General features: G+C 40.0%; 14 protein-coding genes. 6 read left to right on the plus strand and 8 right to left on the minus strand.

Translation table 11 applies throughout. The features are described from left to right. Nucleotides 1–10: 10 nt before the first annotated feature. On the minus strand, nucleotides 11–1,414 hold the full coding sequence (locus tag O9316_RS02090) for an FAD-linked oxidase C-terminal domain-containing protein (protein WP_298204118.1): 1,404 nt from the start codon (nucleotides 1,412–1,414) through the stop codon (nucleotides 11–13). A gap of 284 nt (nucleotides 1,415–1,698) precedes the next feature. Here O9316_RS02090 and meaB point away from each other — a divergent pair, with 284 nt between their 5' ends. Next, nucleotides 1,699–2,778 carry a methylmalonyl Co-A mutase-associated GTPase MeaB gene (meaB, locus tag O9316_RS02095; RefSeq protein WP_298204143.1) on the plus strand — a complete coding sequence of 360 codons (1,080 nt, stop codon included), beginning with the start codon at nucleotides 1,699–1,701 and terminating at the stop codon, nucleotides 2,776–2,778. On the opposite strand, the gene O9316_RS02100 is transcribed toward meaB, so the two are convergent. The 5 genes from O9316_RS02100 to O9316_RS02120 all read right to left on the minus strand — a co-directional run bounded on the left by O9316_RS02100 (nucleotide 2,775) and on the right by O9316_RS02120 (nucleotide 7,783). After that, nucleotides 2,775–3,938: an FtsX-like permease family protein gene (locus O9316_RS02100; RefSeq protein ID WP_298204119.1), complete on the minus strand. Its 1,164-nt coding sequence runs from the start codon at nucleotides 3,936–3,938 to the stop codon at nucleotides 2,775–2,777. The two genes, meaB and O9316_RS02100, sit on opposite strands and share 4 nt — an antisense overlap. Beyond that, complete coding sequence (locus tag O9316_RS02105) at nucleotides 3,938–4,582, minus strand: ATP-binding cassette domain-containing protein (RefSeq protein WP_298204120.1); 645 nt, start codon at nucleotides 4,580–4,582, stop codon at nucleotides 3,938–3,940. Before O9316_RS02105 ends, O9316_RS02100 begins: the two co-directional genes overlap by 1 nt. Continuing rightward, the gene (locus O9316_RS02110; protein WP_298204121.1) at nucleotides 4,575–6,044 is read right to left on the minus strand and encodes a DUF4836 family protein; all 1,470 of its coding nucleotides are present in this window, start codon (nucleotides 6,042–6,044) and stop codon (nucleotides 4,575–4,577) included. Before O9316_RS02110 ends, O9316_RS02105 begins: the two co-directional genes overlap by 8 nt. 30 nt (nucleotides 6,045–6,074) lie before the next feature. After that, entirely contained in the window at nucleotides 6,075–6,299 is a 225-nt protein-coding gene (locus tag O9316_RS02115; protein ID WP_298204122.1) for a hypothetical protein, read from the minus strand. A gap of 104 nt (nucleotides 6,300–6,403) precedes the next feature. After that, nucleotides 6,404–7,783: an MATE family efflux transporter gene (locus tag O9316_RS02120; protein WP_298204123.1), complete on the minus strand. Its 1,380-nt coding sequence runs from the start codon at nucleotides 7,781–7,783 to the stop codon at nucleotides 6,404–6,406. A gap of 221 nt (nucleotides 7,784–8,004) precedes the next feature. Between O9316_RS02120 and O9316_RS02125 the strand changes: the two genes are divergently transcribed. From O9316_RS02125 to O9316_RS02140, 4 genes are all read left to right on the plus strand, one after another. Then, nucleotides 8,005–9,012: a T9SS type A sorting domain-containing protein gene (locus tag O9316_RS02125; protein WP_298204124.1), complete on the plus strand. Its 1,008-nt coding sequence runs from the start codon at nucleotides 8,005–8,007 to the stop codon at nucleotides 9,010–9,012. 132 nt (nucleotides 9,013–9,144) lie between these two features. Then, a complete protein-coding gene (locus O9316_RS02130) occupies nucleotides 9,145–9,678 on the plus strand; it encodes a sigma-70 family RNA polymerase sigma factor (RefSeq protein WP_298204144.1) in 534 nt (177 codons plus the stop codon). 3 nt (nucleotides 9,679–9,681) lie between these two features. Continuing rightward, nucleotides 9,682–10,605: a hypothetical protein gene (locus tag O9316_RS02135; protein ID WP_298204125.1), complete on the plus strand. Its 924-nt coding sequence runs from the start codon at nucleotides 9,682–9,684 to the stop codon at nucleotides 10,603–10,605. Nucleotides 10,606–10,641: 36 nt separating this feature from the next. After that, nucleotides 10,642–12,564 carry a von Willebrand factor type A domain-containing protein gene (locus O9316_RS02140; RefSeq protein WP_298204126.1) on the plus strand — a complete coding sequence of 641 codons (1,923 nt, stop codon included), beginning with the start codon at nucleotides 10,642–10,644 and terminating at the stop codon, nucleotides 12,562–12,564. A gap of 57 nt (nucleotides 12,565–12,621) precedes the next feature. On the opposite strand, the gene O9316_RS02145 is transcribed toward O9316_RS02140, so the two are convergent. Then, the gene (locus O9316_RS02145; protein ID WP_298204127.1) at nucleotides 12,622–14,253 is read right to left on the minus strand and encodes an ABC-F family ATP-binding cassette domain-containing protein; all 1,632 of its coding nucleotides are present in this window, start codon (nucleotides 14,251–14,253) and stop codon (nucleotides 12,622–12,624) included. Nucleotides 14,254–14,348: 95 nt separating this feature from the next. Here O9316_RS02145 and O9316_RS02150 point away from each other — a divergent pair, with 95 nt between their 5' ends. Beyond that, nucleotides 14,349–15,560, plus strand: coding sequence for an MFS transporter (locus O9316_RS02150; RefSeq protein ID WP_298346928.1), 1,212 nt, complete (start codon nucleotides 14,349–14,351; stop codon nucleotides 15,558–15,560). Between the two features lie 12 nt (nucleotides 15,561–15,572). Here the strand turns inward: O9316_RS02150 and O9316_RS02155 are convergent, their stop codons facing one another. Next, nucleotides 15,573–16,529: a Fic family protein gene (locus O9316_RS02155; RefSeq protein ID WP_298204129.1), complete on the minus strand. Its 957-nt coding sequence runs from the start codon at nucleotides 16,527–16,529 to the stop codon at nucleotides 15,573–15,575. Nucleotides 16,530–16,617 lie beyond the last annotated feature (88 nt).

The following is a 16,617-nucleotide window of genomic DNA, read 5'->3' on the forward strand; positions in this document are numbered from 1 at the left end:
ACCTTAAAAATTATAAATGGTCGGGGAAAATTTTTCCTGGATTTAAAATATTATTGGGGTCAAAAACATGTTTAATTCGCTCCATTAGCTCCAAATGCACTTTGGAAAAAGCGATATCCATGTAATTCTTTTGTACCAAGCCAATACCGTGTTCCCCCGAGAGCGTTCCTTTTAAACGAACCGTCAGCTCAAATAGTTCACGAATCCCTTTGGGTACCTCATGCGTCCAATGGGCATCGGTCAAATCGCCCTTTAGGATGTTGATATGAAGATTGCCATCGCCTGCATGTCCGTAGCACACCGATTTGAACCCGTATTTGTCGCCTATTTTTTTCACCCCTGTCAACAATTCAGGCAACATGTAACGGGGAACCACCGTATCTTCCTCTTTGTAGACCGAATTGGCTTTAACCGCTTCAGCAACCGAACGTCGCATTTTCCAGAGGGCTTTCTTTTGGTCTTCGGTATCGGCAAACAACACTTCATCAATGGCAAACTGTTCTACCACATGCATGATTTTCTCTGCCTCTTGCATTAATATTTCGGGATAATTTCCATCAACTTCTATCAACAAATGGGCTTGCACTGTATCGGGAACCGCTACTGAAATTCCCTCTACATAGCGCAATGCAAAATCAATCGCATCGCGTTCCATAAATTCCAAGGCACTGGGTACAATCCCAGCTCGAAATAGTGTTGAAACCGCTTCACACGCTTCTTCTGCTTTGAAAAATGGTACCAACATAAGAATATTATGGGTGTTTAGAGGAATCAACTTCAATACAATTTTTGTAATGATACCTAAGGTTCCCTCACTTCCTACCATTAATTGTGTCAAATTGTAACCCGTTGAATTTTTCAAAGTATTGGCTCCGGTCCAAATAATTTCTCCGTTGGGCAATACCACCTCCAAATTCAACACATAATCTTTCGTCACCCCGTATTTTACAGCGCGGGCTCCTCCTGAATTTTCGGCCACATTTCCCCCAATGTAACAGCTCCCCATACTACTTGGGTCAACGGGATAGCACAATCCTTTTTCGGCAACTGCTTCGCGCAACACCTGAGTGATTACGGCCGGTTCAACCGTGACTTGTAAATTTTGCTCGTCAATTTCAATAATCGAATTCAATCGCTCCATCGACAAGCCGATACCCTCGTAAACGCATAAGGCACCTCCGCTCAAACCCGTACGAGCACCAATAGGAGTTACAGGCATTTTAAAATGATTGGCCACCTTGAGGAGTGCTGCAATTTCTTGCGTCGAACCGGGTTTTACCACTACATTGGGTGGAAATACCAAATCTTCCGTTTCATCGTGCCCATAGTGCTTCAGTACCTCAGGGTCGATAGATAGATAAGAAGGCCCGACAATCGCTTCAAGACGGACTAATAGTTCTGGAGAAATAGCCATTTTTATTTTCAGTATAGTTCGCGTAAAAATAAAGTTTTGTTCCCAAAAAAGGAAGCTTTCGGCCTATTAAATCAGCAATCAGTACCACAAATATACCGTTACCCATGAAATTGGAAATTCAATGCTGAACATACTCCTTTTTAACACCAACTAAAAAAATAGTGAAAGCTTGAATGAAAATACAATTTAATGGTTTAGCAGATTCCTCTTTAAACCCTAAATTTGATGTGGTAACCCATGTTGAAATTAATATCTTTACGAAAACTTTTGTTGTGGGAAAACAAATGGGTAAAAAATCGGCTTTACATGAAAAAGAAGGGATTTCGGCTCCCCCTACTGTCAATGCGAAAGCACTGCAAGAAGTAGTGTCTAAACGCCGATTGCAACCCACCGCTACCGAATTAATTCAGGGTATACGTCAAGGCGACATCACGGCACTGAGTCGGGCGATTACGCTTATTGAAAGTACCCAACCGCAGCACCTTGAAAAAGCCAATACGGTTATCAACGGTTGCCTTCCTTTTGCCAATCAATCGCTTCGTATTGGAATTACGGGTGTTCCTGGCGTAGGAAAAAGCACGTTTATTGAAGCCATCGGGATGTACTTGACTGGATTAGGGAAAAAAGTGGCGGTTTTGGCCGTTGACCCCAGCAGTAGGGTATCGCATGGGAGTATTTTGGGCGACAAAACCCGCATGGAAGAATTGGTAAAGGAACCCAATGCGTTCATTCGACCCAGTGCAGCAGGGGATAGTTTGGGAGGTGTAGCCCGTAAAACAAGAGAAACCATTATTTTGTGCGAAGCTGCTGGTTTTGATACCATTATCATCGAAACAGTGGGTGTGGGACAAAGCGAAACAGCGGTGCATAGCATGGTTGACTTCTTTTTGCTTTTAAAAATTGCGGGAGCAGGCGATGAACTTCAAGGAATCAAACGCGGTATCATGGAGATGGCCGATGCGATTGTCATTAACAAAGCCGATGGAGATAATATTGCCAAAGCGAAATTAGCCAAAACTGAATTTCAGCGGGCCTTACATCTTTTTCCTGCCAAAAAAAGTGGCTGGACACCTTTAGTAACTACATGCAGTGCTTTTGAAAAAAAGGGGATTGATGCGGTTTGGGAAACCATTGTAACTTACCAAAATTTGGTTAAAGAGAATGGGTATTTTGAAACTAAACGCATTGCCCAGAATGAATATTGGATGCTAGAAACCATACAGGAACAATTGAAAACTACTTTTTTTACGCATCCCAAAGTATCGGCGGCCCTTAACCATTACAAAGAGGCCGTATCAAGTCACCAATTGTCACCCTTTGCCGCTGCCCAAGCATTACTAGACCTGGCGAAAACTCTCGATTAGGTAATCAAACGCCAAGACCGAATCAACCAACGGTAAATAAGCTGAAACACTACTACATACATTACAAAAGGAATCACAAAAGCCATTATCCCCAGCCACGGGTCGAGATACGGTAAAAGCATGCCTTGGCTTAGGGAAAGCTTTGACAGTGAGTATTGAGCTATTGATAAAATTCCTAATGTAAATAGCAATATCACAAACAACATACGGCTAAATCGAAAACTAATTTGTTGCACCATTTTTTTAGGAGAATAGCCCAAAGCATATTTGATGGAAACTTCTTCTCGTCGCTCTAAAAAGGCCATTTTAATATAGTTAATCACCAATACAACACTCAACAAAAGAATAAAGATGCCGAGTAACGCGATGGCTTGCAACACCAACATAATTTTTCCTTTAATCTTAGCTGAACGAAGCGATTCTTGATTGGATTCGTATCCTTTTTGCTCCATTTTGGCTATTAAACCACCATCTTTGGCATCGTTGACTTTTACCAAAACACGGGTATAAATATCGCGATGCTTTTGAGAAAAAGATTGGGTTGCGTTGAGGGAATCCAAAAAAGCTTTGGGAACTAAAACCGAGTGAATGCGATCGCTTAGTCCGATTAACCTTCCTTTGTACGTTACATTTTTGTCTTTTAGGGTCAAATTGATATTGACTTCGATTTTTTTTGCAAAATCTTCGGTAATTTGAGGCAAACCCTGGTTGAGTGCAAATCCGTAGTTGTATAAATTCAAATATTCCCTAGAGATGACAATGGGAATCACATTGTTTTCAACTTTGAATGTTGACAAGTCCGGAATGTCGATTGCATCATTATCAACGGCTTCCAGGTACATATCGGTATAAAACGGAATGAAATTACCTCCATCTGCTGAAACTTTAAAATCATTGGAAATAATCGGGTAAACTTGTTTTACTTCACTCCATTTTCGCAACTCAGCCAAATCATTGGCATTGAAACCTATCAACTCTTTACGTCCGATATTATCGGGAGTTATTGTCTTGGATAAGGTAATCCAATAGTTAGACGCCTCGTTTTTGGCACCAAAAAGTGCGTTGGCATTACGATACAATTGGACGCACCCTAACACTAACAAGAATGCTAGTAAGAGTCCTGGGATAACCCAAACCGATTTGGTAACTGATTGATTCATTAGAGCTGTAAAACGTGACATTGGTGAGGGAACGCAAAGGCATTCAGTTCAAAGAAAAGGACAGCAGATTGGTGGGATAAGGCCACTTCAATAATCAAATCATAGGCTGTTTTCCGGTTGGCGGCATCCAAATGACTAAAACACTCGTCATACACCAAGAAATCGGCTGGATGAATCAAACTCCGAAGGATTGCACCCCGTTGCCGCTCGCCATACGAACATTGCGCCGCCTTTTGATCGAGCACTTTGGCGATACCCAACCGTTGGGCATAGGTTTCCAACAGGTTTTGAGTTGCCGCATCTGCTTTACCAAACGTTCGCATTAGTACATTTTCACGAATGGTTTGTTCAGGTATTAGCCGAACATCCTGAAAAAGCAGTTGAATCCCTTTTTGGCGAAAACGAACCAATTCCTCCAACGATAAATTTTGGAGGATTTGATCGTCATAGGTAATGCTCCCTTCGTAGTGGAAATGATTCCCAAAAAGCGCGGTGGCTAGGGTAGATTTCCCACTTCCCGAAGGAGCTACAATTAAGTAGTGGTTGCCTTTGTCAAAGATGATTTCTTGTTTCCAAAGCGAAGATTCCGCCAATTTGGGGGAGAAATAAACAGGGAAAATCGCATGTAAACCGAGTTTATTCATACCCCATGAAGTAATGAATTGCGTTTTCTTTATTCTTGTCTAATGTGATTTTTATTTCCGAGGTAAAAGCGCCATCGGTAACTTTGGCTGTGGAAACAATTTCTTTGATATTGGTGCGCATGTTGGTGTAGCGCAAACCTTCGTTAATTTGCGAGCCATCCATCCAAGAGATACTGTTCAAGCCTGTTTCTTTGTTCAACTTGGTATTGTTAGCAATTTTATTCTTTTTAATACCTTCCAATTTAGCAGGTTCTGTAGCAAAAACCATCATCGAATTCGTCATATGAACCGTGCCTTGGCTTTGAATCATCGGCATCATTTTGGTATTGATAAAATCCATCATCTTTTTACCTTTTGTTTTATCGATGCCCAAAGCAAGTAACATATTTTGTTTGGGATAAACTCCATATTGCATGTTGTCTTCGCTGTAATTTTGGAAGTACTTAAAATTGGCATAAGCAAAATCCCCCGTAAATGCATTCATGACATCATCTAGGGTTAACTCTTGAGAGGCCAACATGTTATTGGCCGCCGACTCTAAGCCCGCTTCTTTGACCATGTAACGCACCAAATCCATGCTAAAAAATCCAATACCATAGCCTGAAGTGTCATCCAATTCGATGTTTTTTACCATATCATAGTTGACTCCTTTTCCTTCGTAATATTTTTCAACTACCTTACGCATTTCGTCATTAAAATGAGTTTGAGACGCCATAACAATCTCGCCTTTTTCAAAACGTACCGAAACTGCTAGAGCTGCATTTAAGAGCAATTTATTGACTGCCAAAGACTCAATATATCCTTTGGAAGCCGTATTTATCACTCCATGTAGATTCACCCAAAGACTCATATCGGTATCTTCGGTAAGCGCCATTTTGATTTGTTCTTGAACGGACTCGTTTTCGGTAGCTTTTCGCGCACGGAAATCAGCATAATACTTCTCATCCGTTTCTTGGTAATTCTCGCCGTAACTGTTGTTATAGTTGGTAAACTTTGACAAAATAAGCACATCATCATCCAAAGTCCCTATGAGTTCACTCCCTGCATAAACCGTCTTTTTGGCGGTATCTACTTTAACTTCTTTGCGGGTGAGTTTTGAAAACTTTTGTTCAAAAATTTTGACATCATCCAAACTCATGATAATGGAAACCGCCATATCGTTATTCACGTTATCCACCATCACATACATGGGTTCGTCCATGTTGATTCCCGCGCTTTCGCCATTCATGAGTAATTGAAAAGCTTCTTTCTCATTGTCTGACATGTTTTGCATTTTGGGGTCTTTGGCAATTTCCTCTTTAGGAAGTTTACCATCGAGTTCGTTTAAATTGATTCTCGAAACGGCCAATGTCTTGTCGGTTACATATTTCAATACAACTTCATTGGAATTGCTTCCACATGAAATCATCACAGTGCTTACCAAACAAAGCAATAGTAAGGCTTTCAGATTTGTCTTGATCATAATAAGATTGGATTATAGGTAAAAAAATGTTTATTCAAAATCTTCCATTTCAGCATCGTAGAATTCGCCTGCTTGTTGGATTAGCGTTTCCATTTCGGCTTCCAATTCAGCCTGGTCTTCATCATCGACATCATCAAATATTTCGACCTCATCATTGGCCAAATTAATTATAAAACGAGGATAGTCTAGATGTATTACGAAAATGTCGTCGGGAAACTGAGCGTTATCAGCAAGTACAAATTTTGGAAGATTCATGAAAATGGTTGTTTAAGAATTAAAACAGAAGCTGCGTTGCGAATAAATCGGGCTTGAAATCTCAATATACACCTTGAAGTAGTAGCGCAATGTGGCGAAGTGTTTTAAATTACTGTGTTTTGGTTTAATTTCTTGGTTAAATAATGAAAGCGAATATACAAAAAAATTGCAGCAAACGTCAATCCGGCCAATAATCCTATCCAAACCCCAACGGCTCCCAAAGCGGTATACTTTCCAAGGTAAAACGACATTGGAAATCCAACAATCCAATAGGCTATAAAGGTAATATACATGGGTATTTTCACATCTTGGAGTCCCCGAAGTGCTCCTAAAACCACCACTTGTATGCCATCGGAAATTTGAAAAAAGGCAGCCACAATCAATAATTTAGAAGCAATGGTAAGCACTTCTAAGGTGTTCGACAACTCTGATGGGTTATCGACATTAAGAAACAATCGAGGCAAATAGGTATGAAAAAGTATAAAAAACAGCGCAAAAACAATCTCAACTAAAACAGCAAGCAAGAAAACGGAACGGGCAACTCGCACCAAACCACGGTAATCCTGCATCCCTTTGAAGTTGCCTACGCGAATCATCGAAACCACACTAAGTCCCATGGCAAACATGAAGGTTAGCGACGCCAAACTCAGTGCAATTTGATTGGCTGCTTGACTTGTTTTCCCTATCGTTCCGCATAGCCAAATCGCCGCGGTAAACAAAACCACTTCAAACAACATTTGCAAGGCCGAGGGGATTCCCAAATCAACCAATTGTTTTACCACCCGATACTGCAAATTTTTAAAATGAAATTTCGAAAAATAGGCACGAAGTTGTGGTTGTCGAAAAAGTAACACATGCATAAAAACCAGCATCGCAATACGGGACAAAACAGTACCTAAAGCAGCTCCTTGAATCCCCATTTTTGGGAAAATCCACCACCCGTAAATAAAAATATAATTGAGTACAATGTGTACAACATTTGCAAGTAAAATGGCATACATTGAATACTTGGTCAAGGATAACCCATCGGCAAACTGCTTGTAAGCTTGATACATTATTAAAGGTACCAATGAGAAAGCCACCTGAATTAAAAAAGGTTTGGCAAGGACCAACACTTCCGCGGGCTGTTCTAGTAGTGTAAGTAAAGGAACTGACACTACGACTAGACCAAATAATAGCCATCCCAAAAGGGTGCATAAAATCCAACCATGCTGAAAATAAGTACGAATTTGTGAGGTATCGCTCGAGGCATCGGCTTGGGCTATCAGTGGCGTCAAAGCGGTTGAAAATCCAATTCCCAAGGACATTGCCACAAATATGAGACTGTTTCCCAGCGAAACTGCAGCCAATTCTGTACTTCCCAATCGGCCTACCATGATGTTATCAACGATTCCTATTAAAGTGTGGCCCACCATTCCCAGAATCACAGGATAGGCCAATTGTATATTATAGGTAAACTCTTTACGGTAGGATTGCCAAGACATCTTTTTCAAATAAGAAACAAAGGTAGACCCCTTTTTTGGGCTATGCAAAAAGAATTCGTACTATAAATTATTGTAATACTATTCTTACAATTATTGATTTTACCCTTCAAAAACTCGACAAAATGCAGTTTTGTAAGGTTATTCGTCGATTTTTTTTATCTTTTTGTAAGTATTATATTACTTTAATTGTAATTTAGTGTAGCCAAATCAAAATAAAACCGATGAAAACAATTACCTTATTTCTGCTACAAGTAGTAGTGCTTACTGCCACTGCTCAAAATGTGTTTCGCGAAGATTTTAACACCTATGTGGTCAATCAAAATCTATCGGGACAAGGTCAATGGACGAATGCTGAAAACTCGTATGGATTAGGTTCGTGCAATTCGTCCAATTGCTCTAATGCTAAAGTGATTCAACAGACGGTTGGATTTTTAAATTGGGGAACCGCTAACCGTTCTGTTGAATTAATTGCCAACGGTGACGGGTGTGGAGTTCCTTTTCCACCTCAAAATTCAGGTGAAATTTACATTGGATTTGTATTACGACTTACAAGCTGTGCTTACTCAAGTCAGGAATTCTTACGAATCAGCGGCGCTAGTAGCACAACAGCGGCGCTAAAAGTGTATGTAGTTCGTTTGAATTCTTCCCAATACAGTGTTGGTATTTCTAAAAATAGTGGCAACATTGTTTGGTCTTCCATTCCCTACTCCTTAAACAGCAATCAATTGGTTGTAATACGATACAGTATGTTCAGCGGAGGTTCAGACGATATTTTACGTTTGTACACAAACCCAGTTGTCATGGCTGATGAACCTACCCTACCCAATGCATTGACCAATAATGGAGAAGATGTAAGTAATACCCTAGACCGAATGGTCATTAACTTACGTAATGCCAATGCGCCAATAGGACGTATGGGGTTAGTAAGTATAGCGCAAACCTGGGAAAGCTTGCGATACAGCGCGTTGAGTCAAACAGAATTTAATGCCGCGCAATTTATAGCGCAAATTGAGGAAGGTGAAATTGTGATCCAAAATTCGCAAGAGTCTATTCCAGCAACCATGACCTTATATTCTACCTTGGGACAATCCATTGCAACCACTAAAACAATTTTAGACTCGGGAACTACTCGTATTCAGGTTCCCTCAAATTTAAGTCCGGGCATGTATATCCTACATTTCCAAGATGAATACAAAAATGAATTCATAAAAAAATTGATGGTTAATTAAGAAAGCCTCCTTCGGGAGGTTTTTTTTTGGCGATCACTCTCCTTAAAATCAATACTTTTGAAAAAAAAATCGATTGGGTTTCCAACCTTTTGAGGAGAAGGTATCTCTTTACTATAAAACACCTACCCCGTGATTGATGAAAAACTAATAGAGGGCTGCCGAAAAAAGCAACGAGAGGCACAACGACAGGTCTATGAAAAATTAGGCCCGTATTTGTATCGTTTGTGTAAAAGGTATCTTAAGAAAGAAGAAGAAATTGAGGAAGTATTAGCTGATTCCTTTTTTATTCTTTTTACAAAAATTGATCAGCTCAATGAAAACAAAGCGTTTTGGAGTTGGGCGAAACGCATCACCATAAATGAAAGTTTACGGCATTTGAAGAAAAAAGTCAATTTCAACTTGTACCTGGAAGATCGCCCGCAAATTCCCGGTGTGGCCGCCGAGCAAGAGCAACCGCTTTTGGAAGCTGATTTACTGAAATTATTGGACACATTACCGCATGGAAGTCGAACTATTTTTTCGCTATTTGTCATTGAAGGCTATAGTCATAAAGAAATTTCAACCCTACTTTCGATCACAGAAGGTACCTCAAAATCACAACTCAATTTTGCCAAATCCAAACTAAAGGAATTGGTTAACCTACATTATTACCAACAGGCGAAATAAATTATGGAACATAACGATACATTTTGGAACCAATTTCAGCAACTCGATGCGACGACGCCCGAAGATTCTTTTCCTGGGAAGGAAAAAATATGGGATCGTGTTGAAACCAAGCTGGATCATAAAGTAGCGGTACAAGAACAATGGAAATGGAAAAAAATTGCCGGGGCTGCTTCGGTTACGTTGCTTATTTCTATCAGCTATTTGATTTGGAATAGCGCCGAAAGTCCAACGCCGACTTCACCTCAATTACCAAAAAAGGAGGCCATTACCAATGGGGTAACCGTTCAACCCAATGCCAATCCCTCTGCGGTTGGACAACCCTTAGAAACGCCCAATCACCCTGCGCTTCAACCCAATATGGAGACTTTGGTTGAAAAATCAGTTCACGCAGCACCCATCGCAGCCGCGGCTGAGGAAAAAATGGAAATACAAGAAGATGTTCAAAAAGAAGCCGATGTTGTTACTCCAAACAGCAGGGCTTCCAAAGAAGTTATCATGCAACCTGGACCATACAACACCGCTTCATCTACTATGAGAGGCGCATTGCTTCCCCAACGAAAATTTGACGCAATTGGAGTACAAGAAAGTCCGAAATTGGTCTTACGAGGGAAAAGTAAAAATACAGCGCAAAAAGAAGAACCCTTGGTGGTCGTGGATGGCGAGGTCACCGAAAATTATAACCTTGATGATGCCGATTCTGTGGTATATTTAAATAATCCGCTGTACATCATTGATGGAACAGAATACACTGAAAAGGAAGTGTTTGGCCCCAACCCTACTTGTCCTTATGCCCCACTCAAAGAACAACCCATTGAATCGGTTACGGTACTGCAGGCCGAAAAAGCGATTGAAATCTATGGTAAAAAAGCGGAAAATGGTGTAGTGATTATCACTACGAAAACAGGAAAACCTACGCCGAAAAAGTAAATCAAAGAGTATTGTTTAACGTAAAAAAGTAACGCCATGAAATATGTAAAACATCTTTCGTTAGCCCTTGCTATGCTTATTCATTTCGTAAGCTTTGGGCAATTAAAAACCATCACAGGGCAAGTTGCCGATGACCAGGGAACATTACTCCCCGGAGCCTACATCGTAGTGAAAGGAACAAAAAAATATGTAACCTCCGACTTGGATGGGAAGTTTAGTATGTCGGTGAATATTGGCTCCACATTAAGTGTGAGTTATATTGGGTACCAAACCAAAGAAGTGATTGTGGGCAAAGCCAATCATTACCCCATTCAATTGAATGCTGAAGCAAAGGTATTGGACGAAGTTGTCATTACACAAGGATACCGACTTGTCACAAAAAAAACAAGTGTGGCAGCCACTAGCGTTGTTGTCAGTGGTAAAAAAATAGAAAACCGACCCAATGCCAATGTGATACAAACTTTACAAGGACAAATTGCAGGGACTGCTAGTAACTATAAGGATGAAAAAAACAATAACGATGGGAAGTCAAAAAACATCAATCCCCAACCCGATGAAGAATATGGAGCGTTGATTGAAAACATCTTTGAAAGTCCGCGTGCCAATCCATTATCGACCTTTTCCATTGATGTTGATAATGCTTCGTACACCAATATTCGGCGTATGATCAATAGTGGCCAAAAAGTTCCCAAAGATGCTGTTCGAATTGAAGAAATGATCAATTTTTTCAACTATAATTATGCACAACCCACAGGAGAACATCCTTTTGCTATCCATACCGAATACAGTGCGTGCCCTTGGAATACCAACTCCAAACTGTTGCGTATTGCGCTTCAAGGAAAAACATTAGAAAACGATCTTTTGCCGCCTTCCAACTTAGTATTTCTTATCGATGTGTCGGGTTCAATGGGTGCTGCCAATAAATTACCCCTCGTCATTCAATCCTTAAAGGCATTAACCTCACAGTTGCGTGAAAATGATCGTATCGCTATCGTGGTATATGCGGGAGCCGCAGGGTTGGTATTGCCTTCAACTGCCGGAAATCAAAAAGATAAAATTGGTATGGCACTCGAAAATCTCTCGGCGGGAGGAAGCACGGCTGGAGGTGCAGGAATTGAACTTGCCTATAAAGTGGCGCAGGAAAACTACATCAAAGGGGGCAATAATCGTGTGGTTTTAGCCACCGATGGCGACTTCAATGTGGGATACAATTCATCCAGTGATTTGGGACAATTGATTGAAGAAAAAAGAAAAACAGGAGTCTTTCTAACCTGCTTAGGTTACGGAATGGGAAATTATAAAGACACAACATTAGAAACTTTAGCCAACAAAGGCAATGGAAATTATGCCTATATCGATACCTTACAAGAAGCCAACCGTTTTTTGGTTAAGGAATTTAAAGGAACAATGTTTGCCATTGCGAAGGATGTTAAGATTCAAATCGAATTTAATCCATCTTTAGTTAAAGCTTACCGTTTGATTGGATATGAAAATCGGAAATTACGCCCCGAAGATTTTAAAAATGATGCTATTGATGCAGGCGAATTGGGAAGTGGCCATACGGTAACGGCCTTTTATGAAATCATTCCCACAGGCGTAGAATCCAATCTCTTTGTGGCCACCGATGATTTGAAATACACCCCAAAAGTAGTCACTGATACGCCGTTAAATAGTGAATTGGCAACGGTTAAGTTTCGTTACAAAAAACCGGATGGGGATCGCAGTACCGAAATGACCCGTGTGATTCAAAACATTGAGGTTGGTGCCCATAATGCATCGCCCGATTTTCGTTTTGCTTCGGCTGTAGCTTGGTTTGGCTTGTATTTACGAGATTCTAAATTGATTCAAAACAAATCGATAACCGATATTGAAAACTTAGCCAATACAGCTATTGGACAAGATAAAGAGGGCTATCGCTATGAACTGATTCGATTAGTTAACACATTTCATCATAATTAGTTAGGGTTAATTTTGGTTAGCAAAAAAGCCGGGAGTTGAGTACTTCCGGCCTTTTGTTTATTTTTCTATCTCTTTTAAGTTTTCCATTTTTTTGTATTCCAAGAAACCTTTAATGTCCTCAAAATGCTCTCTTACGCGTTTGTTTCCAAATTCAAAAACCTTTGTAACCAGGCCATCGAGGAAGTCACGGTCGTGCGACACGAGGATTAAAGTACCGTCAAAATCTTTGAGTGCATCTTTAATAATATCTTTTGTTTTCATGTCCAAATGATTCGTTGGCTCATCCAGAATCAAAACATTTACGGGTTCGAGTAACAATTTAATCATGGCCAAGCGGGTTCGCTCACCGCCCGATAAAACTTTTACTTTTTTATGGACATCATCACCTCCAAACATAAAGGCCCCAAGAAGATCTTTGATTTTGGTACGAATCTCACCCACCGCAATACGATCAATCGTTTCAAAAACTGTCAAATCACCATCCAATAAAGCGGCTTGATTTTGGGCAAAATAGCCTACTTGCACATTATGACCGATTTCTAATTTCCCTTCAAAATCGATTTCATTCATTATGGCTTTGATCATAGTTGATTTTCCCTCTCCGTTTTTCCCCACAAAAGCTACTTTTTGCCCGCGTTCTATGACCATATTGGCATCTTTAAATACCACATGATCATCATATTTTTTGGACAAATGTTCCACAACAACAGGATATTGTCCACTTCGTGGCGAGGGTGGAAATTTTAAACGAAGTGCCGATGTATCGACTTCATCAACCTCGACTAATTCGAGTTTTTCCAACATTTTTACACGAGATTGCACTTGCAATGTTTTGGAATAGGTTCCTTTGAACCGTTCGATAAATTCGGTGGTTTCAGCAATCATTTTTTGTTGCTCTTCGTAGGCTTTTTGCTGATGTGCACGGCGTTCTTTTCGCAATTCTAAATAATGGGAATATTTGGCGCGATAATCATAAATACGTCCCATCGTGACTTCTATGGTACGGTTGGTGATGTTGTCTACAAACGCTCGGTCGTGAGAAATCACCATTACTGCTTTGGCCTGATTTAATAGAAAATCTTCCAGCCACTGAATACTATCCATATCCAAGTGATTGGTGGGCTCATCAAGTAGAATTAAATCGGGTTTTTTCAAAAGAATTTTGGCCAATTCAATGCGCATGCGCCATCCCCCCGAAAATTCAGAAGTGGGACGATGAAAGTCTTCCCGTTCAAATCCAAGTCCTTTTAAAACTTTCTCGACCTCAGCTTCGTAATTAATCTCTTCGATGGAATAAAATTTTTCACTTAGTTCAGAAACGCGTTCAATCAACTTCATGTAATCGTCGCTTTCATAATCGGTTCGCACCGTTAGCTGTTCATTCAGTGCATCGATTTCTTCTTTCATCGAAAAAATTTCAGCAAAAGCTTTGGATGTTTCTTCAAAAACCGTCACATCATCTTGCGTTAATAAATGCTGAGGTAAATAGGCGATTACCGCTTCTTTAGGAGCCGAAACAGCTCCTCGTGTGGGTTTGTTTTGACCGGCCACTATTTTTAATAAAGTCGATTTTCCCGCACCATTTTTGCCCATTAAGGCTATTTTATCGGTTTCATTTACAGCAAAAGTAACGTCACTAAAAAGTGTAGTTCCCCCAAATTCAACAGCGATATCGTTTACGGTAATCATGTGAGCTAACGATTTTAAAATGAAGCGGCAAATATAGTTCAAAATCATAAGCCATCAAGGATTTTAAAGGAATCCTGAAAAGAAAATAAATACCTTTGCAACATACTATTTTATCCGTAATGTCCTCCTCAATCGCTTCAATATCGCTAGGAAATATAAGAAAACGATACCGCAATCGTGTTCGCTTAGCCACCGCCCTATTCTTTTTTGGCATGGGATTTAGTTTTGCAACATGGGCAAGTCGAATTCCGAGTATAAAAAGTCAGTTACAGCTAACGGATGCAGATCTAGGTAGCCTTCTTTTGGCCTTGCCGGTTGGACAATTATTAGCTATGACTTTTTCGGGAAAAGTAGTCACTCGGTATGGTAGTCGATGGATTTGTGCGCTGGGGTTGCTGCTGTATGCCGGCTGTTTGCCCTTGATTAGTTTATCCCAATCGAAATGGGAACTTGCAGTGGCGCTCTCTCTTTTTGGTTTTTTTGGTAATGTATGTAACATTGCAGTGAATACACAAGGCGTTTACACTCAATTTTTTTTTGAAAAACCAATTTTGGGTTCTTTCCACGGCTCATGGAGTTTGGCTGGATTTACTGGCGCACTGACGGGTTTGATCATGCTTTCATTTCACATGAGTGTTTTCTATCACTTTTTGATCGCATTGGGCTTTGTATCGGTCATTGTGGTAACAAATACCAAATATTTGGTCAAAACCCAAACTTCAAAAAAAGAAGAAAAAAGTACGTACAGTTTTCTTAAAAACCCTGATAAAACCTTATTTTGGTTGGGGATTATATGTTTTTTTGGGATGGCTAGCGAAGGAATTATGTTTGATTGGAGTGGTGTATATTTCAAAGAAATTATAAAAGCACCTGGAGCATTTGTCATTTTAGGCTATACTTCATTCATGATAAGCATGGCCTCAGGACGTTTTTTAAGCGATTTTTTTGTGGCCCGACTCGGTAACCGAAAAGTGCTAATTTATAGTGGCTTACTCATTTCAATCGGACTATATACTGCTGTACTTTTTCCTTATTTAATCCCTTCAACACTGGCCTTTATGTGGGTTGGTATTGGTGTTTCAAATGTAATTCCAATTATTTTTAATGCCGCTGGAAATCATCCAACTATACCCACGGGTATAGCGCTCACTGTAGTTACTAGCATAAGTTTTTTAGGTTTTATGATTGGCCCACCCATCATTGGTTACATTGCTGAATTAACCAATTTGCGTTATTCTTTTGCTGTTATTGGAGTTTTCGGATTGGTTATCGTAGGGTTAGTAAATCAATTGAATATTTTTAAATAAAAAAAGACAACCCTAAAGTTGTCTTCTGCGTTGTCTATTTTGGATGTAATCGTGAATAGCTTTGCGAGTGGTAAACCAATTTCGCCCCTCTTTATAGGCGTCAATCTTGCCTTGACGAGCTAATAAACTAATATACTCCTGACCATAAGGAGTGCCGGGCTCACTGACTATTGTGGCGATCGATTCGTAAGGCTCTTGACCTGGAAAAGCATTTAAATAGATGTTTAAGGAGCGTTCTACTGCTTGACACATTAATAAAATGAGCTTTTGATAATTACCATTATTGGCTTGATTAAGGGCTTCGTAGTATTTTTTGCGGTCATTTTTTAAGATGATGGCCGGTGGAAAACCCTCTTGCATCAACAGTAAATTCATTACCAAACGAACCGTTCTGCCGTTGCCATCAAAAAATGGATGTATCCAAACAAATTTGTGATGGAAAATTGTTGCCAATTCTATGGTGTTTAAGCCTAATGGATTATTATGCACAAAAGCAATTAACTCATCAATAAGTGTGGGGACTTTAAGCGCATTGGGAGGAATAAAATTTGCGCCTGAAATACGCACTCCTCCATTGCGAAGTCGCCCCGCAAACTCTTCTTCGATCGAACGTAATACATACGCATGCAACGCTAAAATATCACGGCTTTGAAGCTGATAGGAGTCATTTACAATAGAATACAAATACGCAATAGCAACTTCATGGTTTTTGACCTCAAAATGCTCTCGCAATGATTTCCCTTTGATGGTAATCCCCTCTTGAATAACACGCTGGGTTTCGCGTAGACTCAAGGTATTCCCTTCGATACTATTGGAATTGTAGGTCCATTCGATGGTTAAGGCTTCTTTGATTTTTTGGAGGGCACTTTGAGGCAATGGCCGCCCACGATCTAACATTTGTTTTTTGTCAAACAAGCGTTGAAACGTTTCTTCAAATTCTACATAATAACTTCTATCTATCTCCCACATACCACAAAAGTATCGTTTTATTCCTTAATTATATCTATCCGATATTAATTTTAACAAAAATAAAAAATCCCGAAGGTATCGGGATGAG

The organism is Flavobacterium sp., assembly GCF_027533505.1.
Classification (GTDB): Bacteria; Bacteroidota; Bacteroidia; order Flavobacteriales; family Flavobacteriaceae; genus Flavobacterium.

Excerpts from the sequence above, each read along its gene's own strand:
- O9316_RS02140 (WP_298204126.1), top strand. The coding sequence starts at position 10,642 with ATGAAATATGTAAAACATCTTTCGTTAGCCCTTGCTATGCTTATTCAT.
- O9316_RS02155 (WP_298204129.1), bottom strand. The coding sequence starts at position 16,529 with ATGTGGGAGATAGATAGAAGTTATTATGTAGAATTTGAAGAAACGTTT.
- O9316_RS02115 (WP_298204122.1), bottom strand. The coding sequence starts at position 6,299 with ATGAATCTTCCAAAATTTGTACTTGCTGATAACGCTCAGTTTCCCGAC.
- meaB (WP_298204143.1), top strand. The coding sequence starts at position 1,699 with ATGGGTAAAAAATCGGCTTTACATGAAAAAGAAGGGATTTCGGCTCCC.
- O9316_RS02100 (WP_298204119.1), bottom strand. The coding sequence starts at position 3,938 with ATGAATCAATCAGTTACCAAATCGGTTTGGGTTATCCCAGGACTCTTA.
- O9316_RS02125 (WP_298204124.1), top strand. The coding sequence starts at position 8,005 with ATGAAAACAATTACCTTATTTCTGCTACAAGTAGTAGTGCTTACTGCC.
- O9316_RS02105 (WP_298204120.1), bottom strand. The coding sequence starts at position 4,582 with ATGAATAAACTCGGTTTACATGCGATTTTCCCTGTTTATTTCTCCCCC.
- O9316_RS02145 (WP_298204127.1), bottom strand. The coding sequence starts at position 14,253 with ATGATTACCGTAAACGATATCGCTGTTGAATTTGGGGGAACTACACTT.
- O9316_RS02120 (WP_298204123.1), bottom strand. The coding sequence starts at position 7,783 with ATGTCTTGGCAATCCTACCGTAAAGAGTTTACCTATAATATACAATTG.
- O9316_RS02110 (WP_298204121.1), bottom strand. The coding sequence starts at position 6,044 with ATGATCAAGACAAATCTGAAAGCCTTACTATTGCTTTGTTTGGTAAGC.
- O9316_RS02135 (WP_298204125.1), top strand. The coding sequence starts at position 9,682 with ATGGAACATAACGATACATTTTGGAACCAATTTCAGCAACTCGATGCG.
- O9316_RS02090 (WP_298204118.1), bottom strand. The coding sequence starts at position 1,414 with ATGGCTATTTCTCCAGAACTATTAGTCCGTCTTGAAGCGATTGTCGGG.